The 26,750-nt window shown below is 59.7% G+C and carries 25 protein-coding genes; 18 read left to right on the top strand and 7 right to left on the bottom strand.

Going from position 1 to position 26,750, the window contains the following annotated elements; genetic code table 11:
* The first annotated feature begins 65 nt into the window (after positions 1-65).
* Entirely contained in the window at positions 66-887 is an 822-nt protein-coding gene (locus E4O98_RS23780) for an aldo/keto reductase (RefSeq protein WP_032876043.1), read from the top strand.
* Positions 888-940: 53 nt separating this feature from the next.
* Here E4O98_RS23780 and E4O98_RS23775 read toward each other — a convergent pair whose 3' ends face one another.
* Positions 941-1,456: an Hcp family type VI secretion system effector gene (locus tag E4O98_RS23775; RefSeq protein WP_248136414.1), complete on the bottom strand. Its 516-nt coding sequence runs from the start codon at positions 1,454-1,456 to the stop codon at positions 941-943.
* A gap of 483 nt (positions 1,457-1,939) precedes the next feature.
* On the opposite strand from E4O98_RS23775, the gene tssA reads away from it, so the two are divergent.
* Genes tssA through E4O98_RS23700 form a run of 15 tightly spaced genes read left to right on the top strand, consistent with a single transcriptional unit; the run spans position 1,940 to position 19,246 of the window.
* Entirely contained in the window at positions 1,940-3,493 is a 1,554-nt protein-coding gene (tssA, locus tag E4O98_RS23770; RefSeq protein ID WP_248136412.1) for a type VI secretion system protein TssA, read from the top strand.
* Between the two features lie 28 nt (positions 3,494-3,521).
* Positions 3,522-4,019, top strand: coding sequence for a type VI secretion system contractile sheath small subunit (gene tssB, locus E4O98_RS23765; protein ID WP_248136410.1), 498 nt, complete (start codon positions 3,522-3,524; stop codon positions 4,017-4,019).
* Positions 4,020-4,046: 27 nt separating this feature from the next.
* Complete coding sequence (gene tssC / locus E4O98_RS23760; protein ID WP_248136408.1) at positions 4,047-5,525, top strand: type VI secretion system contractile sheath large subunit; 1,479 nt, start codon at positions 4,047-4,049, stop codon at positions 5,523-5,525.
* Between the two features lie 14 nt (positions 5,526-5,539).
* Positions 5,540-5,941 (top strand): type VI secretion system baseplate subunit TssE, encoded by a 402-nt coding sequence (tssE, locus tag E4O98_RS23755; protein WP_248136406.1) that lies wholly within the window; start codon positions 5,540-5,542, stop codon positions 5,939-5,941.
* Complete coding sequence (tssF, locus tag E4O98_RS23750; protein ID WP_248136404.1) at positions 5,931-7,718, top strand: type VI secretion system baseplate subunit TssF; 1,788 nt, start codon at positions 5,931-5,933, stop codon at positions 7,716-7,718. The genes tssE and tssF overlap by 11 nt, the downstream gene beginning before the upstream one ends.
* Positions 7,682-8,695, top strand: coding sequence for a type VI secretion system baseplate subunit TssG (gene tssG / locus E4O98_RS23745; protein WP_248136402.1), 1,014 nt, complete (start codon positions 7,682-7,684; stop codon positions 8,693-8,695). The genes tssF and tssG overlap by 37 nt, the downstream gene beginning before the upstream one ends.
* An 8-nt stretch (positions 8,696-8,703) precedes the next feature.
* Positions 8,704-10,233 (top strand): sigma 54-interacting transcriptional regulator, encoded by a 1,530-nt coding sequence (locus E4O98_RS23740; protein WP_248136488.1) that lies wholly within the window; start codon positions 8,704-8,706, stop codon positions 10,231-10,233.
* 34 nt (positions 10,234-10,267) lie between these two features.
* Positions 10,268-10,399, top strand: a complete 132-nt coding sequence (locus tag E4O98_RS23735; protein WP_078821533.1) for a type VI secretion protein — start codon at positions 10,268-10,270, stop codon at positions 10,397-10,399.
* Positions 10,400-10,410: 11 nt separating this feature from the next.
* A complete protein-coding gene (tagH, locus tag E4O98_RS23730) occupies positions 10,411-11,607 on the top strand; it encodes a type VI secretion system-associated FHA domain protein TagH (protein ID WP_248136400.1) in 1,197 nt (398 codons plus the stop codon).
* 5 nt (positions 11,608-11,612) lie between these two features.
* Complete coding sequence (tssJ, locus tag E4O98_RS23725; RefSeq protein WP_032876027.1) at positions 11,613-12,098, top strand: type VI secretion system lipoprotein TssJ; 486 nt, start codon at positions 11,613-11,615, stop codon at positions 12,096-12,098.
* 1 nt (position 12,099) lies between these two features.
* Positions 12,100-13,428, top strand: a complete 1,329-nt coding sequence (tssK, locus tag E4O98_RS23720) for a type VI secretion system baseplate subunit TssK (protein WP_248136397.1) — start codon at positions 12,100-12,102, stop codon at positions 13,426-13,428.
* Between the two features lie 5 nt (positions 13,429-13,433).
* Complete coding sequence (icmH, locus tag E4O98_RS23715) at positions 13,434-14,294, top strand: type IVB secretion system protein IcmH/DotU (protein ID WP_148853699.1); 861 nt, start codon at positions 13,434-13,436, stop codon at positions 14,292-14,294.
* A 16-nt stretch (positions 14,295-14,310) separates the two neighbouring features.
* Entirely contained in the window at positions 14,311-17,679 is a 3,369-nt protein-coding gene (gene tssM / locus E4O98_RS23710) for a type VI secretion system membrane subunit TssM (protein ID WP_223018583.1), read from the top strand.
* On the top strand, positions 17,676-18,407 hold the full coding sequence (locus tag E4O98_RS23705; protein ID WP_032876015.1) for a PP2C family serine/threonine-protein phosphatase: 732 nt from the start codon (positions 17,676-17,678) through the stop codon (positions 18,405-18,407). The genes tssM and E4O98_RS23705 overlap by 4 nt, the downstream gene beginning before the upstream one ends.
* Positions 18,404-19,246 (top strand): serine/threonine-protein kinase, encoded by an 843-nt coding sequence (locus E4O98_RS23700; protein ID WP_032876012.1) that lies wholly within the window; start codon positions 18,404-18,406, stop codon positions 19,244-19,246. Before E4O98_RS23705 ends, E4O98_RS23700 begins: the two co-directional genes overlap by 4 nt.
* An 8-nt stretch (positions 19,247-19,254) precedes the next feature.
* Here E4O98_RS23700 and E4O98_RS23695 read toward each other — a convergent pair whose 3' ends face one another.
* Positions 19,255-19,584, bottom strand: coding sequence for a DUF6388 family protein (locus tag E4O98_RS23695; RefSeq protein ID WP_032876009.1), 330 nt, complete (start codon positions 19,582-19,584; stop codon positions 19,255-19,257).
* 10 nt (positions 19,585-19,594) lie between these two features.
* Positions 19,595-19,849, bottom strand: a complete 255-nt coding sequence (locus tag E4O98_RS23690; RefSeq protein ID WP_228309798.1) for a hypothetical protein — start codon at positions 19,847-19,849, stop codon at positions 19,595-19,597.
* Between the two features lie 343 nt (positions 19,850-20,192).
* On the opposite strand from E4O98_RS23690, the gene E4O98_RS23685 reads away from it, so the two are divergent.
* On the top strand, positions 20,193-22,262 hold the full coding sequence (locus E4O98_RS23685) for an EAL domain-containing protein (RefSeq protein ID WP_248136395.1): 2,070 nt from the start codon (positions 20,193-20,195) through the stop codon (positions 22,260-22,262).
* An 86-nt stretch (positions 22,263-22,348) separates the two neighbouring features.
* On the opposite strand, the gene E4O98_RS23680 is transcribed toward E4O98_RS23685, so the two are convergent.
* Positions 22,349-22,486 (bottom strand): hypothetical protein, encoded by a 138-nt coding sequence (locus E4O98_RS23680; protein ID WP_187432789.1) that lies wholly within the window; start codon positions 22,484-22,486, stop codon positions 22,349-22,351.
* A gap of 140 nt (positions 22,487-22,626) precedes the next feature.
* Here E4O98_RS23680 and E4O98_RS23675 point away from each other — a divergent pair, with 140 nt between their 5' ends.
* Positions 22,627-23,214 (top strand): LysE family translocator, encoded by a 588-nt coding sequence (locus E4O98_RS23675; protein ID WP_148853701.1) that lies wholly within the window; start codon positions 22,627-22,629, stop codon positions 23,212-23,214.
* Here the strand turns inward: E4O98_RS23675 and E4O98_RS23670 are convergent.
* The 3 genes from E4O98_RS23670 to E4O98_RS23660 all read right to left on the bottom strand — a co-directional run bounded on the left by E4O98_RS23670 (position 23,156) and on the right by E4O98_RS23660 (position 26,749).
* Complete coding sequence (locus E4O98_RS23670) at positions 23,156-24,049, bottom strand: AraC family transcriptional regulator (protein WP_248136393.1); 894 nt, start codon at positions 24,047-24,049, stop codon at positions 23,156-23,158. The two genes, E4O98_RS23675 and E4O98_RS23670, sit on opposite strands and share 59 nt — an antisense overlap.
* Before the next feature lie 77 nt (positions 24,050-24,126).
* A complete protein-coding gene (locus tag E4O98_RS23665; protein WP_032875996.1) occupies positions 24,127-25,728 on the bottom strand; it encodes an ABC transporter ATP-binding protein in 1,602 nt (533 codons plus the stop codon).
* A gap of 1 nt (position 25,729) precedes the next feature.
* The gene (locus E4O98_RS23660) at positions 25,730-26,749 is read right to left on the bottom strand and encodes an ABC transporter permease (protein WP_005788757.1); all 1,020 of its coding nucleotides are present in this window, start codon (positions 26,747-26,749) and stop codon (positions 25,730-25,732) included.
* Position 26,750 lies beyond the last annotated feature (1 nt).

The raw sequence follows: 26,750 nt of genomic DNA, 5'->3' as shown, positions 1-26,750 counted from the left end.
GCGATTGAACCCTTTTGTCCGCTCAATGCCACATTGTTAATCAGCACACTCACCAGGAGGTTGTCATGCGTACCATTGATCTGGCCGGTGTTCCCGTCCCTGTCATCGGCCAGGGGACCTGGCGCATGGGCGAAGACCCAAGCCGGCGCCGCGCCGAAGTTGCTGCGCTGCAACTGGGTATCGATGAGGGCCTGACGCTCATCGATACCGCCGAGATGTATGGCGACGGCGGTGCCGAAGAGGTGGTCGCAGAGGCGATTCGTGGCAAGCGCGACCAGGTATTTCTGGTCAGCAAGGTCTATCCGCATAACGCCAGCCAAAAGGGGGTGCCTCGCGCCTGCGAAGCCAGCCTTCAGCGCCTTGGCACCGATTACATTGATTTGTATCTGTTGCACTGGCGCGGCCAGTACCCACTTGAAGAAACTGTCGAAGCGTTCGAGCGTTTGCGCGAGGCCGGCAAAATCGGCCGCTGGGGTGTTTCCAACTTCGATGTGGCAGACCTGCAGGAGCTCGCATCCCCTGCATGTGCGACCAATCAAGTGCTCTACAACATTGAAGAGCGCGGGATCGAGTTCGACCTGTTGCCATGGTGGCAACAGCATCATTTACCACTGATGGCTTATTGTCCCATCGCCCAGGGTGGTGAGCTGCTGTCGAGCCCGACCCTCAAGCAGATCGCACGTCGCCATGAGGTCACACCGGCCCAGGTATCGCTGGCGTGGGTCCTGCGCCAGGAGGGTGTCATCGCAATCCCCAAGGCGGTCACACCTGAACACATCCGACTCAACGCCGCAGCTGCGAAGCTGGTGTTGGATGAACATGACCTGGACGCTATCGATCGTGTGTTCGCAGCGCCCAAGCGTAAGCACCCATTGGCGATGGTGTAACCGGCCAGCAGGAACGGCGCCTTCCCTGGCAGCTGTTCCCGCTCTAGCCGTGGTTAGCCGGCCACTGGGCTGCGCCAGTCGTCCGAGCCGGAAGTTCCGGCCACTTCGTGAGTCCAGATGATCTTGCGATAGGTGAAGTGCACATCCTCCAGATGAGTGAAGTGGGCGTTGTCGGGGTCCTGGCAGTTGGGCATGCGTGACTGGATGTCCACGATAGTCGCACCCTCCAGTTCAATGGTGAAGTAGTGCTCCTGGGTTCCGGCGGACGAGGTGCGCAGCCATTCGAGGCGGCAGGAGACTTCTTCACCGCTGGTCAGGGCGCTGAACAGCAACGGTGACGATTTATCGAAAACCTTGCTGATCATCAGCGGCTTGTGCACGCGCTGACCTGTCGGCTGGCCCGATTGCGGATCGCGAGGAATGATCACCTGATGGGCAAATGCCTGGACCAGTATCTGATCCTCATGACCTTCCTGATAAATGTTGCCTACCGAGTCCTGAGTAAATGTGCCTGTCGTGATCAAACCTTGTTTGACTCCGGTGATGGAGAGGTACGCGGGTGTTGGCATGATTGGTTTCCTTGCCGGGTTGAGTAGGTTTTGCCGAACAGCGAAATGGCTGAACGGGTAGGTGCCTATAACCTATAACAAGAAGCGTGCCTGAAAGTGTGAAGTTCAATGAAATAAGGGCGAGCACTGTTTGGTGCGCTGCGTATTGGGTTTTTATTCCGGGCTATGGGCTGTTTTTAGTTATAAAAGTTGCGCATCGATGCGCACTTAGTTGCTCACGTGTTTTTACGGTGAAGTATACGGCTGGCCGAGCTAACAGAGTTGTTGTTACTCGAATGTGTGCGCAAATAGATGCGCAGGCCAATATTATAGCGGCGCGTAGGATGTTTCTTAAGTTTCGGTCCGTCGCTTGCTGATTGGTTTATGCATGGCTAAGGTTCCTGTGTCTCGATATGTTTGAACGGAACTTAAGGGATCTCTGATACGTACTTCAATGGCGTTAAGTTTGCCTATTTTGCCTTGGATGGTTGTGTGCGGCCGAAAATGAGTCATTCAAAAGAACTGTATGCCTATTATTTGCTACTTGCACGAGCAGCCTGTTCGCCAGGTAGTTTCGTGGGCATTGATATGCGCTTTTCCAACGAGTTCGAAGCGCTGGAAGGCGAACTTGGCAAAGCGCAGTCGGTTCATGGCAATGGGCTGCCGGATTGGCAGCGGGTCAGCGAAATCAGCGAATGCCTGCTGCGTGAGCACTCCAAGGATCTGCGTGTCGCCTGCTGGTTGACCTGGGCCTTGTATCAGCGTGATTCATTGGCTGGATTGCTGGCCGGCCTCGGTGTGCTGCGTGAGCTCTGCGAGCACCATTGGGTGCACGTCTACCCTGGCAAACTGCGTACCCGCGTTGCAGCGTTTGGCTGGTTGGTGTCGCGCCTTGAGCAAGCGTTTGCAAAAAAAATCTCGCTCAATGATCAACAGCCTTTATTTCAAGCGTTGCTGGAACACCTCGAACATCTGGACCAACTATGGGCCCAACATCTGGGGAGTGATGCTCCCGTGCTGCTGCCGATTCGACGGCAATTGGCGGAGCGCCTGGCCGATACCGCGCAAGGGGCGCCAGAAGCTGATGGGGGCGCGGGTGCTATTCCCGGCGTGAGGCAAGCGGCGGTCCAGTTGCCCACCCCCGAGCAATCGGTCAACAGCGAAAAAGAGGCGCACAAATTACTGCGCTCATTACAGGAACAGGCCCGGCCTTTATGCGCCTGGTGGTTGCGCCAGAACGCCACCGACCTGCGGGCTTTGCGCCTGGGCCGAACCTTGGCGTGGCTGATGCTCGTCAACTACCCCGACGCCAACAGTGAACGCATAACCGCGCTGCGCCCATTGGCCGCCGACAAGCTCAAGCGTTATCAGGAGCGCTTGAGCCAAGGCCATTACGCCGATGTGCTGTTCGAACTGGAAGTCAGTCTGGCCGGTGCGTTGTTCTGGTTCGATGGTTTGCGCATGGCCTGGGAGTGTCTGGACGGCTTGCACGCGGACCTGGCCATGGCCGAACTGGAGATACATTTCGCGCTGCTGCTGCAGCGCCTGCCAAACCTGACGGAGTACCGCTTCGACGACGGCACCCCCTTTGCCGACACTGCGACAGCCGAGTGGATTGCGCTGCACGTGATGCGCCATGTGCGCAAGCCTGCGCCCAGTGAAGTCGTGACCGACCTGACGACCCAACCCTGGGACGCGGCGTTGGAAGCGGTAATGCCTTGTCTGCGCAAGGACGGGCTCAAAGCCGCGGTGGGTGTGATCAAGCAAGGCTTGCAGGGCGCGGTCAGTGATCGCTGCCGTTTTCATTGGCGCCTGGCGCTGGCCAGGCTGTGCATGGCGGCCGGCAAACACGAGCTGGCCAGGATCCAGCTGGAGCAACTCGATCTTCAATTACAGCGCACGGGCCTGGAAAGTTGGGAGCCGGCGTTGGCCCTGCAAGTCGCTCAGCTCCTGTACCGCTGCTACGACCTGCTACCTCAAAGCCAAGCCATACGCGACGGCAAGGATGCCCTGCATCGCCGGTTGTGTCATTTCGACCTGGAAGCAGTACTTCAATAGCGCCTCATCAAATAAAAGGAAAAGCACCATGGCCAAAGACGGTTCGGTAGCCCCCAAGGAACGTATCAATATCACCTTCAAACCCGCCCTCGGCGGTGCCCAGGAAGAGGTCGAGCTACCGTTGAAGCTGCTGGTGCTGGGGGATTTTTCCCAACGTGCGGACCTGCGCAAGCTGGAAGATCGCAAGCCCATCGGTATCGACAAGCACACCCTCGACGAGGTGTTGGCCAAGCAAGCAGTGAGCCTGACGCTGAACGTACCCAATCGCCTCCAGGATCAAGCCGACGTGGAAGAACTGGCGATCCAGGTTCGCATCAACGCGATGAAAGACTTCAATCCCGCGAATCTTGTCGAGCAGATCCCGGAGTTGCAAAAGCTGATGGCACTGCGTGAAGCACTGGTGGCGCTCAAGGGACCATTGGGCAACACCCCAAGCTTTCGCAAGGCGATCGAGCAGGCATTGACCCATAGTGATTCCCGCGCACGAGTTCTGGCCGAGCTTGGGCTGCCCAGCCCAGACGCCTGACATTTTCAGTAAAAGGACACTGATACCATGACCACGATTCAACACGAGCTGCAATCGGTACAGACTATCCACACCTGCAGCATCCTCGACAACATCACCGCCCAGACATTGCTGAGCGCCGACGAAGAGGCTTACGGCATCGCCAAGCGCGGCGTATCGGCGTTTATCGCGGAGTTGCTCAAGCCACACAACCGTGACGAACCGGTAAAGAAACGCCTGGTCGACCGGATGATCGCCGAAATCGATACCAAGCTCAGCCAGCAAATGGATGAGATCCTGCACCATCCCGACTTCCAGGCGCTGGAAGCTTCCTGGCGGGGGTTGCAGTTGCTGGTCGACCGCACCAATTTTCGCGAGAACATCAAGATCGAGCTGTTGAATGTCTCACGCGAAGACCTGCTGGATGATTTCGAGGATTCCTCGGAAATCACTCAGTCCGGGCTTTACAAGCATGTTTACAGCGCTGAATACGGTCAGTTCGGTGGGCAGCCGGTGGGTGCGATCATTGCCAATTATTTTCTCTCGCCCAGTGCGCCCGATGTAAAGCTGATGCAATACGCCTCCAGCGTCGCCAGCATGGCTCACGCCCCCTTTATTGCTGCGGCGGGGCCGAGTTTCTTTGGCTTGGAAAGCTTCACCGGGCTGCCCGACCTGAAAGACCTGCGGGATCATTTCGAAGGGCCGCAGTTTGCCAAATGGCAAAGCTTTCGCCAGAGCGAAGACGCCCGTTACATTGGCCTTACTGTCCCGCGCTTTCTGTTGCGCACCCCGTATGACCCCTTTGAGTGCCCAGTCAAGACCTTTGCGTATCAGGAAAACGTGGTTAACAGCCACGAGCATTACCTGTGGGGCAATACCGCCTATGCCTTTGCCACACGCCTGACAGACAGTTTCGCTCGCTTTCGCTGGTGCCCGAATATCATCGGGCCGCAAAGCGGCGGGGCCGTCGAGGACCTCCCACTGCATCACTTCCAGAGCATGGGCGAGATTGAAACCAAGATCCCTACCGAAGTGCTGGTATCGGATCGGCGCGAATACGAGCTGGCGCAAGAAGGGTTCATCGCCTTGACCATGCGCAAGGGCAGCGACAATGCAGCGTTCTTTTCCGCCAGCTCCGTGCAAAAGCCCAAATCCTTTGGCATCAGTGAAGAAGGCAGGGCGGCAGAACTGAATTACCGCTTGGGCACCCAATTGCCCTACATGATGGTGGTCAACCGCCTGGCCCATTACCTCAAGGTTCTGCAACGCGAACAGTTGGGCGCTTGGAAAGAGCGCACGGACCTTGAGCAGGAACTCAACAAGTGGGTTCGCCAATATGTGGCGGATCAGGAAAACCCCAGCGCCGAAGTGCGTGGACGGCGCCCACTGCGTGCCGCGCGCATCGTCGTCAGCGACGTCGAGGGCGAGCCCGGCTGGTACCGCGTCAACGTGACGGTGCGCCCGCATTTCAAGTACATGGGGGCAGACTTCACCTTGTCCCTGGTTGGCAAGCTCGATAAAGAATGAGCAGAGGCCAGGGCATGGTTCAGCACAACAGCCTTTTCGAGCGTCTTGAATGCGGTGCATCGACGCGAGGGTGTCCTGTGGCGTCCATCGCCGCACATCTGGGGAAAATGCTCAGCACACGTGCGGGCAGTGTCCAGACACTGGCTGATTATGGTTTGCCTGATCTCAACGACATGCGACTGAGCCTGCATGAATCATTGACTCAGTCGCGGCTGCATATCGAGCGTTTTATCCAGGCCTACGAACCGCGACTGGCGAATGTGCATGTCAGGCTGTTGCCCGATGTGCGTGGGTCTCTGGTCCTGGCATTTGCAATTGAAGCTGAGCGAGTTATCGACGGCGTCCTGCAACCGGTCGTGTTTCAGGCCCGTCTTGCGCAAGCCGGGCGGGTAGAGGTTTTCGTCCATGACGTTTAACCGCTACTTTCAAAGTGAACTCAGCGGCCTGCGCCAACAAGGGCGGCGTTTTTCCGAGCGCAATCCAGCTCTGGCGCCGTTTCTTGCTGAGGCCGGCCAGGACCCGGATGTCGAGCGTTTACTGGAGGGGTTTGCATTTCTGACCGCTCGCCTGCGACAAAAGCTGGATGACGAACTGCCGGAGCTGACGCATTCGTTGATGCACTTGTTATGGCCCCATTACATGCGGCCAACACCGGCCTTCAGCATCCTGCAATTCGACCCCTTGAAACGTGCCGGCCCCAGTGTTCGAGTGGCCCGGGACACCGCCGTGGAAAGCGCTCCCATCAAGGGTGAGCGTTGCCGGTTCCGCACATGCTATGCCACCGACATCATGCCCCTGCAACTCAGTGGCCTGGAATACCGCTGCCAGGGCGAGGGAGCCTGGCTGGAGTTGCAACTGACCATGAGTACCCAAGGTAACTTCAGTGAGTTGGCATTTGATTCGCTGAGGCTGCACTTGGCTGGCGACCACTACATCAGTCAGGGCCTGTACCTCAGCCTGTTGCGCCATGTCGACAGTATCTGCCTGTCGCTGCTGGATCACGAGGGTGTACCGGTGAGGACCCGCGACGGGCAACCTGTAACGCTGCGCCTCAGTGCCGGCCAGGTTCAGCCAGTGGGGTTTTCCCCGGAGCAGGCGCTGATTCCTTATCCGCAGAACACCTTTGATGGTTATCGGCATCTGCAGGAGTACTTCGCTTTTCCCGAGAAATACCTGTTTGTCGACGTCGAAGGGCTGAATGTGGTGCACACGCTGCCTGACGAGCTGCTCCGGGAGGCGCATGGCATGGTGATGCGCTTCGAACTTCACACCCAGGGCCGTGAACCCCAGCGTCCCACCCTGGACAACGTGAAGCTGTATTGCACGCCCATCGTCAACCTGTTCAAACAGGATGCGATCCCCATTCGCCTGGACGGTAAACAGGATGAGTACCTGTTGATACCTGGGGAATATACGCCGGGCAATGCCAGTGTGTTTTCCGTGGACCAGGTCACCGGGTGGCGCCCCGGCGGGTTGGGCTACCAGACCTATGTGCCGTTCGAGTCGTTTGAACATGACTGCGATCACGAGGCTACGGCGGCCCCCTCCAGTTACAGCATTCGCCAGCGTTCGTCGGTACAGCATGGCGGGCTTGATACCTGGATCGGATTCCCCAGCCGCCGCGAACAGGGCCAGGAAACCCTGTCGGTCGAACTGACCTGTACCAATTGCAACCTGCCGCGCCAACTTCGTGCAGGCGAAATCACCCTGCCCGGGGAACAGACCCCGGAGTCATTGGGGTTTTGCAACATCACCACGCCCACCGCGAGCTTTGCGCCGCCACTGGACCAGGATTTTTTGTGGAAGCTCATCAGCAATATGTCGGTCAACTATCTGTCGTTGACCGATATCAATGCCTTGAAAGTGATACTCCAAACCTACGACTTGCCGCGCTATCACGATCGACAGGCGCTGAAGGTAAGTCAGAAAAGGTTGAGCGCTTTGCGCTCCATTCGCCATGAGGCAGTGGACCGTCTGCACCGCGGTCTGCCTGTTCGAGGCTTGCAGGTCGAGCTGACGGTTGATTCCCAGGGCTTTGTCGGTCAGGGCGATCTGTTTGTATTCGCCTCTGTTCTCAATCAGTTCTTTGCGCTCTATGCAAGCCTCAATTCGTATCACGAGTTGCGGGTCATCAGCACACAAGGAGACGTGTACCTATGGCCATCCCGGATGGGGCAGCAACCGCTGTTTTGACTCAACTTTGCCGTGTTATTCGTGAGTACACGCTATTTCAGGCGATTGTGCAGGTCATCGAACGACTGCGCGAGGCCCATCCGCTGCTGGATGACGAGGCGCTGTATGACCAATTGGAGTTCCACGCCAACCCCGGTTTTGGGTTTGCCGCGCACGATATCGACCGTGTGGAGTTTTTCAGCGAGCGCGGGGCCTTGCGCGCTCGCTTGCGTCTCAACGTATTGGGGTTATTCGGTGCCGGCTCGCCGCTACCTGCGTTTTACGCCGAGCAAGCGTTTGCCGAGCGTTCGGGCGGCAACCCGACTCGAGATTTCCTTGATCTGTTCCATCACCGCCTGCAGCGCTTGATGTTGCCGATCTGGCGCAAATACCGTTATCGGGCGTGTTTCCGGGCAGGTGCTAACGACAGGTTTTCCGAGCAGATGTTTGCCTTGATGGGGCTGGGCGACAGCGCAATTCGCAGTGCTTCGCAGCTTGATTGCAAGCGCCTGCTGCCTTATCTGGGCCTGCTGAGTTTGCGAGTGCACTCGGCTGCGCTGATCGAGGCTGTCCTGCGTTACTACTTCAAGCACGACGCGTTGTTTATCGAGCAATGGGTGGAGCGCACGGTCGAGGTCAGCCAGTTGCAATGCAATCATCTGGGGCGGGCCAACAGTGCCCTTGGCCAGGACCTTGTCCTGGGGCATCGCATCGCTGACCGCAGCGGTAAGTTCAGGGTGCATCTTCTGGCGCTGGGTTGGCAGCGTTTCCATGATTTTCTGCCTATCGCTGAGGCGTACCAGCGGCTGTGCGCGCTGGTGCGACTGACCCTGCGCGACCCTCTGGAATACGACCTGCGCCTGACGTTGGCGGCGGGCGAGGTCAGGCCGTTGCACATCGGCGAAAACACGCTTTGCCGCCTGGGCTGGACCACCTGGCTGGCGCATGAACAGGCCGACGGCGTGGTTACGCTTGCCAGCAATTTTCACAGGGGTTGATGATCATGATGAATGTGGACCTGCCAGGCGAATTGTCCGACCCTCTGGTATACGCCAATGCGCTGGCCGCCTGCTTTACACGCCTGGCGTTGTACCGTGATGAACAGGCGCTGCCTGACGCGCTCGTCGCCGGTGTGGCACAACTGAGCCAGTGCGAACTCAGCCAGTTTTACCTGCTCAATGAAGTGACCGGTCGCCTTGAACTGATTGCCCAACATTTGTCCGAGGCGGCATCGATGGTCGTCGCGGTCGCAGATTCTGATCTGCACCATCCACCCCTGTTGAACCATACCTTGAGCCAAGGTGCTGTCCTGAGCCTGGAAGATGTGCAGAGCAGTTGCCATGACGCTAATTTCCTGCCCGTACCGGTGAAGCCCTGGCGGGCGCTGTTGAGCGTGCCGTTGCTCAATCGTGGTGAGCGGGTCGCCGGTGTGCTGCTGTGCGCTCGGCAACAGCCGGGCCAGTTGCAAGGCTACGCCACCTCCCTGGCGCAGTTGGGCAGCTTCGCCGTGAACCAGCTGCTGGTACTGCGCAGTATGCAGCCCAACGTTGATTCAAGGCTCAGGTGCAACAAGCCATTGGCCAGGGAGTACGGATTGATTGGCTCCAGTGCGGCGATGAAACAGACGTGCCATTTGATCAGTAAAGTCCTGCATACCCCGTATACCGTACTGCTGTGCGGCGAGACCGGTACCGGCAAGGAAGTGGTAGCTCGGGCCATTCATGCGGCCGGCCCGCGCCGGGAGAAAGCCTTCGTCGTGCAGAACTGCGCAGCGTTCCCTGAAGGGCTGCTTGAGAGCGAGCTCTTCGGTTATCGCAAAGGTGCGTTCACGGGGGCCGAGCGCAATCATGCGGGTCTGTTTGATGCCGCGCACGGCGGTACGTTGCTGCTGGATGAAATCGGCGACATGCCGCTGGCACTGCAAGCCAAATTGCTGCGGGCCTTGCAGGAGGGCGAGGTCCGGCCGCTGGGTGCCAGCGCGGCGCATAAGGTCGACGTGCGGATCATTGCGGCCACTCATCGCGACCTCGCTGCGATGGTCGCCGAGGGGCGCTTTCGCGAAGACCTCTATTACCGGCTCGTGCAGTTTCCGATCACGTTACCGGCCCTGCGCGAGCGAGACGGCGACCTGCTGCAACTGGCGCGCTATTTCACTGACGAGGCGTGCGCGGCGCTGGAGAGGTCACCCGTGGGTTGGTCCACCCTGGCCCTTGATCAACTGTCCGGCCACGCCTTTCCCGGCAACGTACGCGAGCTTAAATGCATGGTTGAGCGTGCCGTGTTGTTGTGTGACGCCGGCGTGATCTTGCCGGAGCACCTGGCGCTGCCACCGACTGCGGCGCCGGCCGCGAGCGACGATGTGACGCTGCGCCAGCGCATGGAACGAGTAGAGCGAGTGTTCCTGCTCGATTGCTTGCACAAGAACCATGGCAATCGCACCCGTACCGCGCGGGAGCTAGGGGTTGCCCGACGCACGCTGCTTTACCGTCTTGCACGCTTGAATATCCCCGTCGGCGATGCCAGGGAGAAATGCTAATGGTGCACTTGATTTTTACTGTGGGAGAAACCTGATGCCTGACCGTCCATGGCACGCCGTGTTGCTTGTGTTGTGTTTGCTGGGTGGCTGTAACGCCAACTACGTGTTCGATGATGCCGAGTACCGTCCTCTGGGTGACCCACAGGCAATTATTCGTGGCCGATGAATAGAGGGATCATGACGATGCAGCTTGTGTTTGAGGTCTGTACGGTCGACAGCGCCAGCGCCGAACCCTCGGCCCACAAAGTATTTGACGCAGTGGGCGGCGTGATTGGCCGCGGCCCCGGATGTGACTGGGTGATACCCGACCCCAGCCGCGTGCTCTCCAGTCACCATGGATTAGTCGGTTACCGTGAGGGACGCTATTTCCTGACTGATATCAGCCGCAACGGTATTGGCGTGGCAGGCAGTGCTGAACGCCTGCGCAAGGGGCAGGCGCGATTGATCAATGATGGCGATGTATTCGAACTTGGGGCGTTGGTGCTACGTGCGCGTTTGTTGCAACCCGCACGACCTTGCGGCGAGCTGCGTGCCAGTGTGGCAGTACCGATTCCCGATGATGCCTTCCTGTCCCTGGACCCTCTGCACGCGCTGGACCTGGAGCACCAGCAGCAGGCCATCTCGGATGACCTGGCAGCATTGAGCGAGGCCGTTGATGAGCAAGGGGTGTGGGCCGAACGCCACGGGACCGATAGGGAGCATGTGACATTCCCGCGCCGGGCAGAACCCGGGGTAGAGGTTGCTGCGGTGCACGTTAGTGCAATGGCGCCCTCGACTGATGAAGTGTTCTGGTCACAGTTCGCGGCGGCCTTGGGCGTGGGGCTCGACGCACTCGACCCAGCGGCCAGGGAGGTACTGGCGATCAAGGTGGCGGGGTTGTTTCGCTTGACGATCCAGGGGCTGCAACAAGCCCTGCGCACGCGTGAAGAGTTGCATCACGAATGGGGGAGGTCGTCGTTCGACAGTCAGGGCGCAGCCCGGAACCCTTTGAAAATGTTCAGCGACACCAACGCGGCGTTATCCGCACTGCTGGATACAGGGGCTTTGGGCCAAATGCCCGCCTCGCGGGCCATTGGTCTGGCTCATCGGGAGCTGCAGGTACATCAGGTCGCGCTGCAGGCTGCGTGTCGCAGCACCGTGAACAAGGTGTACACGGCCTTCGAGCCGAACCATTTGGCCTGGTGCTTTGAATCTCAGGGCAAGCCGCCACGATTTTTCACCGATGGCGCGCGTTGGCGTGCTTACCAGCGTCACTACCAGCGTTTGGTGGCGCAAGGGCCGTTGAACGATCGCCCGTTGAACGGCGATTTCGCCACGGCCTATGAAGAACAGGTGCGCCTGATCTCCTCCCTGCACATTGATTTTTCAGGATGATATTCATGTATCGAGCTACCCGTGCTTTGGTGTTGCTTTTGTTTGGTTTCTTGGCGGGTTGCAGCGCCGTATCGCCTTTTTCCACGCTGACCAAGCTGGACGTTGTGTTGACCGCCAACGAGCACGTCAACCCTGACCTGCACGGTCGCCCCTCTCCCGTGGTGGTGCAGTTGATCGAACTGCGCCATGGCGTAGCCTTCGAACATGCCGACTTCTTCAGCCTGTATGACAAGGCGCAGCAATTGCTGGCAAAGGACTGGGTAAGCAGTGAAGAAGTCGAGCTGCGTCCAGGTGACCACCTGGCGCTCAAACTCCGTATCGGTCCCGACAGTCGCTTTGTAGGGGTGTTGGCGGCTTACCGAGACTTGCCGCACGTTCAATGGCGGCAGTTGATCCCCGTGACTATGCACCAGCGCAACCGTGCCGATCTGGTGCTGGACCAGGACGGTATACGCGTCGTCGACTCGCTCGCCGGGATGGAGGTGCGCTGAGATGCCTGTTCATAAAGTGATCTGGCAAGAAGGCATGTTGCTGCGGCCACAGCACTTGCAGCACAACGACCGCTATTACCAGCAGCAACTCAACCAGACGCGCCTGTTGGGCAGTGATGCCTGGGGCTTCCTTACGCTGGAATTGAATGAGCAATACCTAAAGCTGGGCAAGCTGGTGGTCAACCAGGCGAGTGGCGTCTTGCCGGACGGTAGCTTGTTTGATTTGAGTGCCGCTATGGAACCGCTGGTGTTGCAGGTGCCAACTGATGCGGGCAGGCAGGGCATTTACCTGGCACTGCCCCTGGCCAGCGGCAATCACCTTGAGGTCCGCCAGCCTGAACAGAGCGATGTTCTGGCGCGTTACCTGCGATGCGAAGTGGAAGTGGGAGACTCCAACCTGGGTGTAGATGCGCGTTGCCGAATCAGCTGCGCACGGCCCGACTTACGCCTTGTATTGGGCGAGCAGGCGGGTGATCAGAGCTTCGTCAAACTCAAGGTTGCCCAGGTACTGGACGTCAGCGGTGAAGGGGGCGTGAGCCTGGATACCGCGTTCATCCCGACCTTCATTTTCGTGCAGGAGCATGGCTACTTGGCGTCGTGCCTTAACGAAGTCGTCGGTTTGCTTGCCAGCCGCGGCGATGCCATCGCGGCGCGCATTCGTGGCGAGAGCACGGCTGCAAGCACACAACTCGGTGATTTCCTGATGCTGCAGGTGATCAATCGTACCGAACTTGCGCTGCGGCACTGCCTGAGCCAGGCCCAGGTTCGACCCGAAGCGCTGTTCCGCCTGTTGGTGTCGATGCTCGGCGAGCTATCAACGTTCGCCTGTGACAGTAAACGCGCGCAACTGGACGTGCATTATCGACACAGCGACCAAGGCGCCAGTTTTCGTGGGTTGATGGAGCGCGTACGCGCCGTCCTGTCGGTGGTGCTTGAGCAACATGCGATCGAATTGACATTGCAACCACGCCAGTACGGCGTTCTGGTCTGCCCGGTCAACGAGTTGAAATTGCTCGGCACGGCCACGTTCATCCTGGCAGCCACCGCGCAGTGTGAGGCAGAGGAACTGCGCCAGCGCCTGCCGGCACACCTGAAAGTCGGGCCGGTAGAGCGCATACGTGAGTTGGTCAACCTGCACCTGGCCGGTATCAAGGTCAAGCCGCTGCCAGTGGCGCCGCGGCAGATTCCGTTTCATGCCGGCAAGACCTACTTCATCCTCGATATGAGTGCCCCCGAAATCGCGCAATTGCAGCAGTCGGGCGGTTTCGCGTTCCACGTAGGCGGTGACTTCGCCGGGCTTGAACTCAACTTTTGGGCCATCAGGAATTGAATGCCATGGACAGTGAGTACACACAGGATGAAAGAACCGTGCTGCTCGACCGCGAGGGTCATGGGCCTGCACAGGGGGCATTGACGGACTTCCCATCGCCGCCACGCTATGAGCAGCTGGAAGATCGCATGATCTATGCCGGCCGTATGCTCGATGCGTCGAGCTTCAAGGCTGGGCTCAACCCGCTGGTGGCTGCGGCTTGGGCGGTGTTGTCCGAGATCGTGGCGCTCAGGGTCTGCTCTGGTCGCGAAGACCTGGGCACGCTCAACGACCGATTGTCATTGACGGTGACTCAATTCGAAACCCGCGCCTTGCAGGGTGGTGTTGAAAGCAGCCAAGTCATGTCTGCGCGTTATGTGTTGTGCAGTGTGATCGATGAGGCGGTTGTTACTACGGCGTGGGGGGCACAGAGTGAATGGTCGAAGGTTAGCCTGTTGAGCCGCTTTCATAACGAAACCTTCGGGGGCGAAAAAGTTTTCCAACTGCTGGAGCGTCTATCACGCGACCCGGTGAAGAACCTGCCGATGCTGGAGCTGCTTTACCTGTGCCTATCCCTGGGGTTCGAGGGCAAATACCGAGTGATGGAGCGCGGCATGTCGCAACTGGAGGGTGTTCGCGATGCCTTGTATCGCCAGATCCGGCACGTACGCGGGGAGCCGTCGCCGGCGCCAACCGTGCCCGCGATGCACGGGGCGAGCCGGCGTACGGGGTTGTGCGTTGTTCCCGTTACCTGGTTGGTCATCTTCACCCTGGTTTGCTTGCTGGCAATGTACACAGGATTTGCCTGGGTGCTGAGCAAGGAGCGCGCGAACGCGCTGCAACCGCTTCAATTTTCGGCGTCGGATTTGATCCGCACGTCCTTGTAAACGCAGGGAGCAAAGAATGAGCGCATTCTTCAAGGGTGTGGGCGCCGTGCTGGGCCGGATTTGGGTTTGGAGCCTGTTGCTGGCGCTTTCGTGTGCGGCAGTGGTGTGGTTTTGGGGGCCGCTGCTGGCGGTGAATGATCAGCCTGTTTGGCAGGGCGCGACGGCTCGCCTGGTCACCATCAGTGTCGTGTTTCTGCTTTGGGGGTTGGTGATGGTCCTTGCCGGCGGTGGTCGTGCCGCCCGGCGTCCACGGTCTGAGCGCCAGCCCCGCCAGCAGCCGTCGACACGTGTGGAGAACGAATACCGCTGCGTACGCACTCGGTTCAAGGATGCGGTTCACCTGCTGAAAACCTCCAGCCGTTATGGAGAGCGCAGCGCGCGTTGGCGCCATGAGTTGCCCTGGTACCTGTTGATTGGTGAGCCGGGCAGTGGCAAGACGCAGCTGCTGGCGGCAGCCGGCTTGCAGTTATCGCCTGAACACGCTGACAGGCGACCGACGAGCAGCAGTGCTCATTGCGAGTGGTATTTCGCCGACGAAGGCGTACTCGTCGACACCCCGGGGCGCTATCTGACCCAACCTGACAGTGCAGTGGATGCCGCAGGCTGGGCCACCCTGCTGAATCTCCTCAGGTGGCGCCGCCGGGTGCGCCCGCTCAACGGCGTGGTGGTGGCGCTGTCGGTAGACACGTTGCTCAACACCAGCGAGTACGACCTGGATCACCATGCCCGTCGTGTGCACGCGCGCTTGCAGGAGATCCGGCAAACGCTACATGTGGATGTGCCGATCTATCTGGTGTTGACCCAGGCCGATCGATTGCCGGGATTCGCTGAGTTCTTTGATTCACCCCATGGGGAAAGTGCCGACAGTCTGCTGGGGCAGCCACTGGACGTCGGCAGCGGCATGCCTGAAATTACTCAGGTGCACGAGGCCGTCGAGGGATTGTTGCAGCGTTTGAACGGTGAGCTGATTGCGCGACTGCACCAGGAGGGCAACGTTGAACGTCGTGGTCAGATCCTGGAGTTTCCCCAACAGGCGGCACGCGTCGGTGAGCGTGTAAGCCTGTTCGCTGAAATGGCCTTTTCTGCTCATCGCTACCAACCCATCAATGGTTTGCGAGGGTTCTTCCTGACCTGTGCCGATGACAGGCATGCACGTTTTGTGAGGGGGCTGTTCAGCCAGGTGATCTTTGCCGAAGCCGGTCTTGCCAGCCTGCAAGCCCAGGAGCAGCAGCGCATCCGTCAGCGCCAGGGCCTGCAAGCGATGACAGTCGCGCTGATTCTTGGCGGTGTCGGTGGCCTGTGGATGTACAGCTACAGCGTCAACCAGCTACGCCTGGTCCAACTGGCGGCATTGGTCGCCCAGACGATGCCGGCCACAGGGGCTCAAAACGATGAAAGCCCGGCGTTGTTGGGGCTGTTGGATGCGCGGTTGGCGGCGACCCGGGTGTTTCCGGCGGCGCAGGATGTGCGCTTGGTCGAGCGCCTCGGCCTGTATCAGGGCGAGGTGAGTCGTGCCTGGGTAGACCAGGCTTATGAGCAGGCGCTGCAACAGCAACTGCTGGTCTGGATAACCGCGCAGCTTGAAGAACAGATAGACGCAAGCCTGGGGGACCGCGAACGGTTATTGGATAACCTGCGTGCGTATTTGATGCTCAATCTGCGCGAGCGCCGTGACGCCACCTGGCTGGCACAGCATGTGACAGGCCTTTGGTCGGTGCGTTTTGCCGGGGATATGCCCACGCAGAAGCGTCTGGGAGAGCACTTGGCACGGCTGCTTGAACGGCCGTTTGTCACACCGCTCAACGATGAACGAGTGGCCCAGGCCCGCGAAGTGCTGAGAGGGGAATCTTTGGCCGATGGCGTGTATCGAGTATTGCGCGAACAAGCGCGCAACCTGGAACCGTTGCGCCTGGCCGAGGGTAAGGTATTTGCCACGATCGACCCGCCTGTTCCCGGTTTCTATACAAAAAGATATGTGCAGTACTTTGAGGCGCAGGGCCCGAGGCTGGTCAATGCCATCGCTCAGGATAATTGGGTGCTGGGGCAGGGCACCGACCTGGGGCCACAGGATCTGCGGCGGTTGATGGCAGAACTGCAGCAACGCTACTTCAGTGAGTATGCCGATGCCTGGAGCGACGTACTCGGACGAGTCAGGCTGCAACAGACCGACAGCCTGCGCCAGGATGCCGACCAGCTCATGAGCCTGACCTCGGCACAGTCCCCGTTGATTCGGCTATTGCAGCAGTTGCGGGAAAACACTCGTTTGCTGCCAGGCCATGTGCTGCTGGATAAGGTGTCCCAGCATTCGGGAGAGCTGGCAGGGCTGGCCAAGGCGACGTTGACGGATGGGCAGTCGGTTTTTGACGATGCGCCACGGCGGGCATTGCAGCAGCGGTTTGAACCCTTGCATCAGTTGCTCGATGAGCAGCACAACCCCGGCGCAGAGCTGGCCCAGGCGTTGCGTTTGCTCGGTGAGCTGCACCTGCAACTCACGGCATTGAACCGTGACAGTGCGCCAGAACAGGCGGCCTTCCTGCGGGCTCGACAGCGTATGGAGGGGCAGCAGGATGTACTGGGCAATTTGCGTGATGCTGCTGCGCGTCTGCCGCTGCCGCTTGCCGGTTGGTTCGAGGGCGTGGCCGACGACAGTTGGCGGCATTTGCTGGAGCAGGCGTATGTGCATGTCAATCAACGGTATCAAAGCGACGTACATAGCCTTTATGCCAAGGCCCTTCGCCGACGTTATCCATTCAATGCCCATGCAAGCAGTGATGTTGCGCTGCATGATTTTCAGGAGTTCTTCAAGCCGCAGGGGGTAATGGCACGTTTTTATGAGGGATATCTTCGGCCTTTCATCAGCGCCGATGGCAGCCGCTACAGGTTGCGTGGGTTGGATGGCCAGAGTTTGCCGGTTTCGCGCTCGCTGCTGGACCAACTGACGAAAACCCAGGTAATCCGCCGCGGCTTTTTCAGCGAGGACTCGGGGGAGTTATCTGTGCGATTTACCTTGGCGCCCTACAGCCTGGACCAATCGGTCAGCCGAGCCGTACTGCGGTTTGGCGACCAGCAGTTGGAATATCGGCACGGCCCGATCACGCCCATGCCGTTTCATTGGCCCACCGAGGCAGAGAATGGACGCAGCAGCCTTGTGCTGGACAGAGGTACGGAGCAGCGCCCGTTGGGGATCGAGAAAAACGCAGGGGCCTGGTCGCTGTTCCGGTTTTTCGATCTGCTGCAGAAAGAACCCGCAAGTGGTGCAAATATGCAGATTTTCAAGGCAGACCTCGCCGGTCTGCGCGCCAATTACCTGCTGACCAGCCAGCGCACGCCAGGGCCGTTTGATATGGACACATGGCGCACCTTTCGATTGCCGGAGCAACTGTGAGCCAGGCCGGCGCCCATTGGCGCAGTGCCGGGCGCACCCAGCGAGGGCAGGCGCGACTGCGTAATGAAGATGCGTTTCTGGACAACCCGCATGGCGGTTGCTGGGCTGTGGCGGACGGAATGGGCGGCTATCGGCACGGTGATGTCGCCAGTCGTTGGGTGGTCAGCCACCTGGCTTCAGTGCCGGCTCATGGCAACCTCCATCAACGGATCAATGCCGTTCGGGAAAGTTTGCAAGGCGTTAACCAGCGATTGCGGCGCGCGTGGACAGAGCCCGACACAAATGATGGCGCGACGATGGGCAGTACCGTGGTTGCCTTGCTGTTGGAGAACGGGCGGGCGGCCTGTGTCTGGGCTGGAGACAGTCGCTGCTATCTATGGCGGGGCCAGAACTTGTACCAGTTGTCCAAGGATCACTCGCTGCTGCGGCGCCTCATGGACGAGCGTCATATCAGCGTGGCGCAAGCCCAGGCGCACCCCGATGCCAGGGCCTTGACCCGCGCCGTTGGTGCGCGCTCGCGTTTGGACCTTGAGGTATTGGAGCTCAGTACTCGCCCTGGGGATGTATTCCTGCTGTGCAGCGATGGCCTGTATCAGACCCTCAGCCATGTCGAGGTGGGACGGGCGTTGAGCAGGAGAACGCCCCGGCAGGCGGTGGAACAATTATTCGCCGGGGCGTTGCGCAGGCCGGTGCGAGATGACCTGACCGCAGTTGTGGTGCAACCTTGAACCTGGCGGTCGCACCATCCCGTCTGCTGGCAGGGCGTTATCACCTTGAGCACGTCCTGGGCAGCGGCGGCATGGGTGTGGTGTACCGCGCGCGCGATCTGTTGCATGAGCAATTGGGCCAGCCTTGCTCCAGGGTGGCACTTAAGCTGCTGGGCGAGTCCATTTCCCAGTGCCCCGACGCGCATGTGCTGTTGTACGGCGAGTTTGCGTTGGCTCGCAGCCTGCGACATGACCGTGTGGTACGGGTGTTTTCCTTTGAGGTCGACACCCACAGCAAAATTGCGTTTTTCACCATGGAGCTGCTGCAAGGGGTGACCCTCGACCGGCTGCTGCTGGAGTGCCCCTATGGTTTGCCCTGGCAGGAACTGCAACCCATCGCGCTGCAGTTGCTGGATGCTTTGGCCTACATCCACCAGAAGAACGTCCTGCATGGCGATGTGAAACCCGCCAACGTCATGGTGGGAGAGGAGGGCGTATGTTTGTTCGATTTTGGCCTGGGGCATGCTCAGACGCAGGAGGCGATGGGTTTGCCAAGTGTCAGCCGTACTCGTTTCAATGCCTGGACACCCGCCTACGCGGCCCCGGAGTTACTGGACGGCGGTGCGCTGAGCGGCGCTGCGGACGTATACGGCATGGCTTGCATTGTGTATGAGCTGGCTAGTGGCCAGCGCATCGGCGCACGCTCTTTCACTGACCGGCTGGCTCGGCCCGCGCAATTACCCAGGCACTGCTGGCCGGCATTACATTCGGCGTTGGCGATAGATCCGCAGCGTCGAACCGTAACAGTCGCCGAATTGCGCCAAGTGATGGCCTGTAGCCGGCCACGCTGGTACTTGTAGGGTAAAGGTCAGACCGCCAGGCCATGCAGCTGGCAATACTCCACCCAGTCCATACCGGCCATCTGTGCGACTTCTTTATGCACTTCGCGGCGCTGGGCCTCGAAGGTTTCGGTGGAGTCGGCCGTCAGTTTAAGGGTCAGTTCCCAGGCGAACAGGTGTTGCTGCTCCGCGTGGGCTTCGAACGCTTCGTGCAAGCGCTCGGCGCGATACTGCGCCAGGGTTTCCCCCCTGGCCTGGGCGGCCAACGGGTTGAGGTTGTCCAGCTCAGCGGCGATGTGTGGCTGATCGCGCAAAAACCTGTCCAAGGCGAGCTGGTAAGTATCGCTGGGTGCTGACAAGGATGTGCCCTTAGTGCGAAGGACGGGACTTGGAATCGCCTGAGTGCGCGCTGGGGTGAAGGCGCGCACGTTTGCGGGCTCTGCGTCGCATCCAGTTCTGCAACGGCGCCAGCAAGAAGAACATCAGGTAAGCGACTAGCACCAGTGCCAGGTCAACCCAGGTTTCAGCGACAGGCCCGGTGAACAGCTCAATGACATTCTTGATTACAAACAGCAGCACCACACTGCACAACCACAGCAAAATGGTGACAAATAGGGGACGCATGTTGCTTGACCGCTTGTCTTGCATAGTGAAGCTCTCTCCTTTGTGCCTGTTGTCGTTCCAGGCCTGATTCCCTGACTGCGTACCTGCTGGTTTGCAAGTTGTAACATCCTTTAACACGCAGACAGACGCGGATGATACCGACTCAGATAGCCTTAGGGGTTGCTTCAAGTCAGAAAGTTCGATAATTCGGTGGGAAATAAGTGCAGCTATCGTGCGTTTTATCCCAAGAAGCGCGGTGCGGCTTGGCAAAAGTCTTTTGCTCCTGCACTCAGGGCGTGTAGCGTTAGCGTGTGTTTCCAGCCCTGGCTTCCAGCGGCAATAGGTGACGGGCAGAGGACGGCTCATGGCGCAAACGCTGTTCAAACTTTTCCTTACCCAGCGCCTGGCGGTCTTGGCCAGCACCGAGTCGTTGCGTGCGATTCGCGAGGGGTTGTTGTGGATACTGCCGTGTTTGTTGGTATCCGCCGGATTCCTGATCCTGTCCGAGTGCGCCCAGGCGTTGGGGTTCGCCCCTCAGGTAGTGAGTTTCCTGGCGGGGTTGCACAACCAGATCAGCTCGGTGATTCCCTTGCTGGTTGCGGCCTCCATCGGTTACATGTTGGCGATCCAGCATCGCCTGCCACAGCTGCCGGTCGCCTTCCTGTGCCTGGCCCACGTGGTGGTTGCCACGTTCGTATTGCGCGAGTATCCCCGGGCGTCGGCCACCTTCCTGCTGTTTATTGCCATCCCTTCGCCCTTGATCAATGTGCCGGCCATTGCCTGGCTGCACCGTTTTCGCTGGACACGTCTGGTCAACGAAGACCTGGTTGGGCATAACCTCAAGGGCACCATCAACATGGTGATCCCTGGCGCGATCACGGCGTTGTCACTGGTGATGATACTGACGTTGCTGTTGCTGATTCCCTACGTGGCGCAATTGCAGGGGCCTCAGGTGCTCGATGCGTTGCAATCGCCTTACAGCACTGGGTTGTTTGTGACGCTGATGAATTCGCTGCTGTGGTTCTTCGGCATTCACGGCGTCTATGCCATGCAGCCGTTGTTCGATGTACTGGACCAGGCCGTGGTGCTCAACGGTGCGGCGCTGGCGGCGGGACAGCCGGTCCAATACCTGCTCAATAACGGCCTGCTCGGCAGTTTTGCGTTTATCGGCGGATCGGGCGCGACCTTGTGCCTGCTGCTGGCGATCCTGGTGTTTTCCCGCAGCCACTCCATGCGGTTACTGGCGATCGCCAGCTTGCCGTTGTCGTTATTCAACGTCAGCGAGGTGCTGTTGTTTGGCTTGCCGATCATTCTCAACCCGCGTTTGTTCATACCGTTTCTACTGGTGCCGGCGTTCAACGCGATGGTGGCTTTGACGGTGGTGCAATTGGGCTGGGTCTCGCCGGCGGTGGCCAGCGTGCCGTTTACCGCGCCGGTGCTGCTCAATGCCTACCTCAGCACCCATGGCGACGTGGCGGCTGTGGCCCTGCAAGTGTTGCTGTTGGGCATGGGCACGCTGGTGTATGCGCCCTACGTGCGGGCCATTCATCGTCAGTCCATCGACGGTGGCACGGTTTACCTCAAGTCTCTGGACATGACCTTTCGCGGACTCGAAGAAAAAGGCCGCCTGCTGGAGTTCGATCCGGTAATGGCCTCCCACCGGACCCTGGCGCGGCAGGCCGTTGAATTGAGCCGGATCCAGCAGATCAGCGATTACGAGTTCTACCTTGAATTCCAACCCCAGGTGTCTACCCGTACCGGCTTGTGCACCGGGTGCGAGGCATTGATGCGCGCCCGGGACAGCCACGGCACGGTGCATTCACCCTGGGAGTTCCTGCAATGGCTGGCACAAGCCAGGCTGATGCCGGACGTGGACGTGTGGGTGGCGTCCCAGGCCGTGCGCCAGTATCAGAAGTGGCGCAAGATCGGCTTTGAACTGCCCATGACCATCAACATTTCCAGTGCCACCTTGAAGGACGCTGCCTATGGTGATCGCCTGGTGGAAATTCTTGCCCAGGCGGATGGCCGGGTGTCGGTGGAAATCACCGAAGATGCGCTGGTCAGCGATATTCCCGCCGCCCGCCAAACCATCCATAAACTGCAGGCCACCGGAGCAAAAGTGTATCTCGATGATTTTGGCACCGGGTTTTCCGCGTTGAGTTACCTGCACCAGTTTCCTGTGGACTTTATTAAGATCGACCGCAGTTTTGTGGTGGCCCAGCGCGACCCCAAGGGCGCCCAGGTGCTGACCGGCATGTTGCGGTTTTGTGAGGCGTTGAACCTGGGCGTGGTAGTGGAGGGGGTGGAGACTGCCGAGCAACTGGCGTTCTTGAGTACGGGACCTGAGTTGTTTATCCAGGGGTGGTATTTCAGCAAGGCATTGCCGGGTGATCAGTTGCCGCGCTTTGTGCGCGAGCGGGCGGCGGTGGTTTGATCCGGCGGTGGGGACGACCGGATAGCCAGACGCTCTTGCCCCACCACTCGGCGATTGGCTAGCGGCAGGGCTGGTCCGTCATGGTCTCACGAGGCGCCAACGTCGTTTTCGTCGATGACCGTTTTTTCGTCACGTTGGGGCAATGCACAGGTCGGGCTGGGCGTGGGCAGACTGGACATGATGATCAGCGGGAGCAGTACCAGCAGGTGCTTGAGTGTTGACATGAAGAGTGAGTCTAGGCCTGGAATCACGCCTTTACAGAATCACCACAAATGTTCACCAAGGGGCATTTTGTTCAATATCCGCAGTGTCTGAGCCTTTACCGTGAAGTCACCTGTGTTTGACTTAACAAGAAGGGACTGCAATGAGCTTGATCATTTCCATGGCTGCTTTCGCCCTGGCCACCTCCATTACCCCTGGCCCGGTCAACGTGGTTGCCCTGAGCAGCGGTGCACGCTTTGGCTTTGCCGCCAGCCAGAAACATGTGTTCGGCGCGGCAGTCGGCTTCACTTTACTGCTGGTGCTGATCGGCCTGGGGCTGCATGAAGTGCTGGTGCGCTGGCCGATACTGACTCAGGTGATCCAGTGGGGCGGGGTGGCTTTCCTGTTGTATATGGCTTGGAAACTGGCGATGGATGACGGTCGCCTTGACGCTGAAGGCGCCGCTACCGCGCCATCAATGCTGTACGGCGCGATCATGCAATGGCTCAACCCCAAAGCCTGGCTGGCCTGCGTGGCGGGGATGGGGTTGTTCGTGGCCGATGGCGACGCCAGGCAGGTATGGCTGTTTGCGGCGCTTTACCTGGTGATTTGCTACCTGTCGGTGGCGTGCTGGGCGTATGCCGGGACGTTCTTGCGTCGCTACCTGAACAACCCGCAGGGCGTGCGCCTGTTCAACCGCTCAATGGCCGCGTTGCTGGTGGCCAGTGTGGGTTATTTGCTGATGGCTTGAGGTTCTCGCGGTACTGCCCGGGCGTGGCGGCAAAGTGCTGTTTGAACGTGCGCTGGAAGTGCGCCTGGTCGGCAAAGCCTGCGGCCAGGGCGACATCGGCAATCAGTTCGCCGTCGCGCAATCGAGCGCGGGCGAACTGGATACGGCGATTGACCAGGAAGGCATGGGGTGTCAGCCCGTAATACTGCTTGAAGGCGCGAATCAGGTACGACGGCGATAGCTCGGCTGCCAGGCAAATGTCCTCCAGCTTCAACGCCTCGGTGCAGTGTTCACGGATGAAGTCCGCTGCATGCTCCAGCTTGTGATTGACCTCCCGTATCGGCGTAAGCGACGGGTTCAAACGCTGCTGGACTTCGCTGAAGTAACCTACCAGCGCGCTCTGTTTGTGCAGCAGTTCGGCCTGCTCATCCACCAACAGTCGGTACAACGCCAATAAGCCGTTATACAGCGAGACGTCTCGGGTATAGGGGGTGCTGAACGGACGGTAACCCTGGTCGGTGCTGAAACCCAACTGGTGCTGCAGGTCGGTCAGCCAGGGTGTGTCCAGGTAGAGCATATGGTAGGACCAATGCTCATTCTGGATAGGGTTACAGGCGTGCACGTCGCCGGGGTTCATCAGCACCACGGTGCCTGCGCTGATCTCGAACGTCTGTGTGTCGTAGTGGTAATAGCTGCGCCCGGTGGTGATCGCACCGATGGAAAAGTGCTCATGGGCGTGCCGGGTATAGGTGACTTTGCGCCCGTCGGCAATGGTGCGCGCCTCGATAAACGGCAAGCGTTCGTCGCGCCAGAAACAAGGCGCCTGAGCGGGGCGGGCAGTGGTGTTCAGCGACATGGCGGTGGCTCCATCCCTTGAGAGATCGAGGGCTGATCTTTACACACACCGCCAGTGGCGTCAGCCTTGATGTGATGTCAGGCAGGTACCAAAAAGGCGGCCTTGAGCAATTGGCGGGTGTAGGCATGTTGTGGGTCGGCAAAAATCGCCTTGGCATCGCCTTGCTCCACCACCTGGCCTTGCTTGACCACCATCAGTTGGTGGCTGAGCGCCTTCACCACCGCCAGGTCATGGCTGATAAACAGGTACGTCAAGTTGTACTTGGCCTGCAAGCCGCGCAGCAACTCAACCACCTGGCGTTGTACCGTGCGGTCCAGGGCCGAGGTGGGCTCGTCCAGCAAAATCAGGCGCGGCTTGAGCACCAGGGCGCGGGCGATGGCGATACGTTGGCGTTGGCCACCGGAGAATTCGTGGGGGTAGCGATGACGGGATTCGGGGTCCAGGCCCACTTCCCTGAGCGCTGCGATAATCGCTGCTTCCTGCTCGTCAGGCGTGCCCATCTTGTGGATGCGCAAGCCCTCGCCGACGATTTCGCTGACGCACATGCGCGGGCTCAGGCTGCCGAATGGGTCCTGGAACACCACCTGCATTTCCCGGCGCAACGGGCGCACCTGTTGCTGGGTAAGCGTGTCCAGTTGCTGGCCTTCGAAGCGTATCCCGCCCTTGCTGCCGATCAGGCGCAAAATCGCCAGGCCCAGGGTGGACTTGCCCGAGCCACTTTCACCGACGATGCCCAGGGTTTGTCCCTGGGGCAGGCTGAAATTGATGCCGTCCACCGCCTTGACGTAATCCACGGTGTTGCGCAAAAAGCCCTTCTTGATCGGGAACCAGACTTTCAGGTCGTCTACTTCCAGCAACGGTGGGCCGACCTCATTGCCGGCCGGCCCGCCGCTGGGCTCTGCTGCCAATAATTCCTGGGTATAGGGGTGCTGGGGCGACCGGAACAATGTCTCGCACTCGGCCTGCTCCACGATGCAACCTTGCTGCATCACGCACACGCGATGGGCGATGCGTCGCACCAGGTTGAGGTCGTGGCTGATCAGCAACAGCGCCATGCCCAGCCGCGCCTGCAACTCCTTGAGCAACTCCAGGATCTTCAACTGCACGGTGACATCCAGGGCCGTGGTCGGCTCATCGGCGATCAGCAGCTCCGGCTCATTGGCCAACGCCATGGCGATCATCACCCGCTGGCGCTGGCCGCCGGACAATTCGTGGGGCAGCGCCTTGAGGCGTTTGTGCGGTTCGGGGATGCCCACCAGCTCCAGCAATTCCAGGGTGCGCCGGGTGGCGGCCTTGCCCGTCAGGCCCTTGTGCAGGCCGAGTACTTCGTTGATTTGCTTCTCGATGGAGTGCAGCGGGTTCAACGAGGTCATCGGCTCCTGGAAGATCATTGCAATGCGGTTGCCGCGAATATGCCGCAGGGTCTTTTCTTTAAGGGTCAGCAGGTCTTGCCCGGCGTATTCGATAGTGCCGCTCGGGTGTCGCGCCAACGGGTAGGGCAGCAGCCGCAGGATCGAGTGGGCCGTTACCGACTTTCCGGAGCCGCTTTCGCCGACCAGTGCCAGGGTCTCACCCCGTTTGATGTCGAAACTCACCTGGTTGACCACGCGGTGGTGATGTTCACCGGTGACAAACTCGACACTGAGGTCACGGATTTCAATCAGATTGTCCGGATTCATCTCATTTCCTCGGGTCGAACGCATCGCGAGCGGACTCGCCGATAAACACCAGCAGGCTCAACATGATCGCCAGTACGGCAAAGGCACTCATGCCCAGCCACGGCGCTTGCAGGTTGGATTTACCCTGAGCCACCAGTTCACCCAGCGACGGCGAACCCGCCGGCAGGCCGAAGCCAAGGAAATCCAGGGCGGTGAGGGTGCCGATGGCGCCGGTAAGGATGAATGGCAAAAAGGTCATGGTCGAGACCATCGCATTGGGCAGGATATGGCGGAACATGATCGCGCCGTTCTGCATGCCCAGCGCCCGTGCTGCGCGCACGTACTCAAGGTTGCGCCCGCGCAGGAACTCGGCGCGCACCACATCCACCAGGCTCATCCAGGAAAACAGCAGCATGATCCCCAGCAGCCACCAGAAGTTGGGTTGCACGAAGCTGGCGAGGATGATCAGCAGGTAGAGCACCGGCAGCCCCGACCAGATCTCCAGAAAGCGCTGCCCGGCCAGGTCGACCCAGCCGCCATAGAACCCCTGCAACGCGCCGGCAATCACGCCGATGATCGAGCTGAGCACGGTCAGGGTCAGAGCAAACAGCACCGATACGCGAAAGCCGTAGATCACCCGCGCCAGCACGTCACGCCCCTGGTCATCGGTACCCAGCAGGTTGACGCTTGAAGGGGGGGCAGGGGCGGGGACCTTCAGGTCGTAGTTGATGCTCTGGTAGCTGAACGGGATCGGTGCCCACAAGGTCCAGGCATCCTTGGCCTTGAGCAGCTCCTGGATATACGGGCTCTTGTAGTTGGCTTCCAGGGGGAATTCGCCGCCGAAGGTGGTCTCGGGGTAGCGCTTGAGCGCCGGGAAATACCAGTCGCCGTCGTAATGTACGGCCAGGGGTTTGTCGTTGGCGATCAGCTCGGCGCCCAGGCTCAGCCCGAACAGGATCAGGAACAGCCACAGCGACCACCAGCCACGTTTGTTGGCCTTGAACCGCTCGAACCGGCGGCGATTGAGGGGGGACAGGTTCATC

The organism is Pseudomonas sp. W2Jun17, assembly GCF_023127795.1.
GTDB lineage: Bacteria > Pseudomonadota > Gammaproteobacteria > Pseudomonadales > Pseudomonadaceae > Aquipseudomonas > Aquipseudomonas synxantha_A.
Note: the sequence above shows the minus strand (reverse complement) of the source record. Positions and strands in the feature narration are given on the sequence as shown.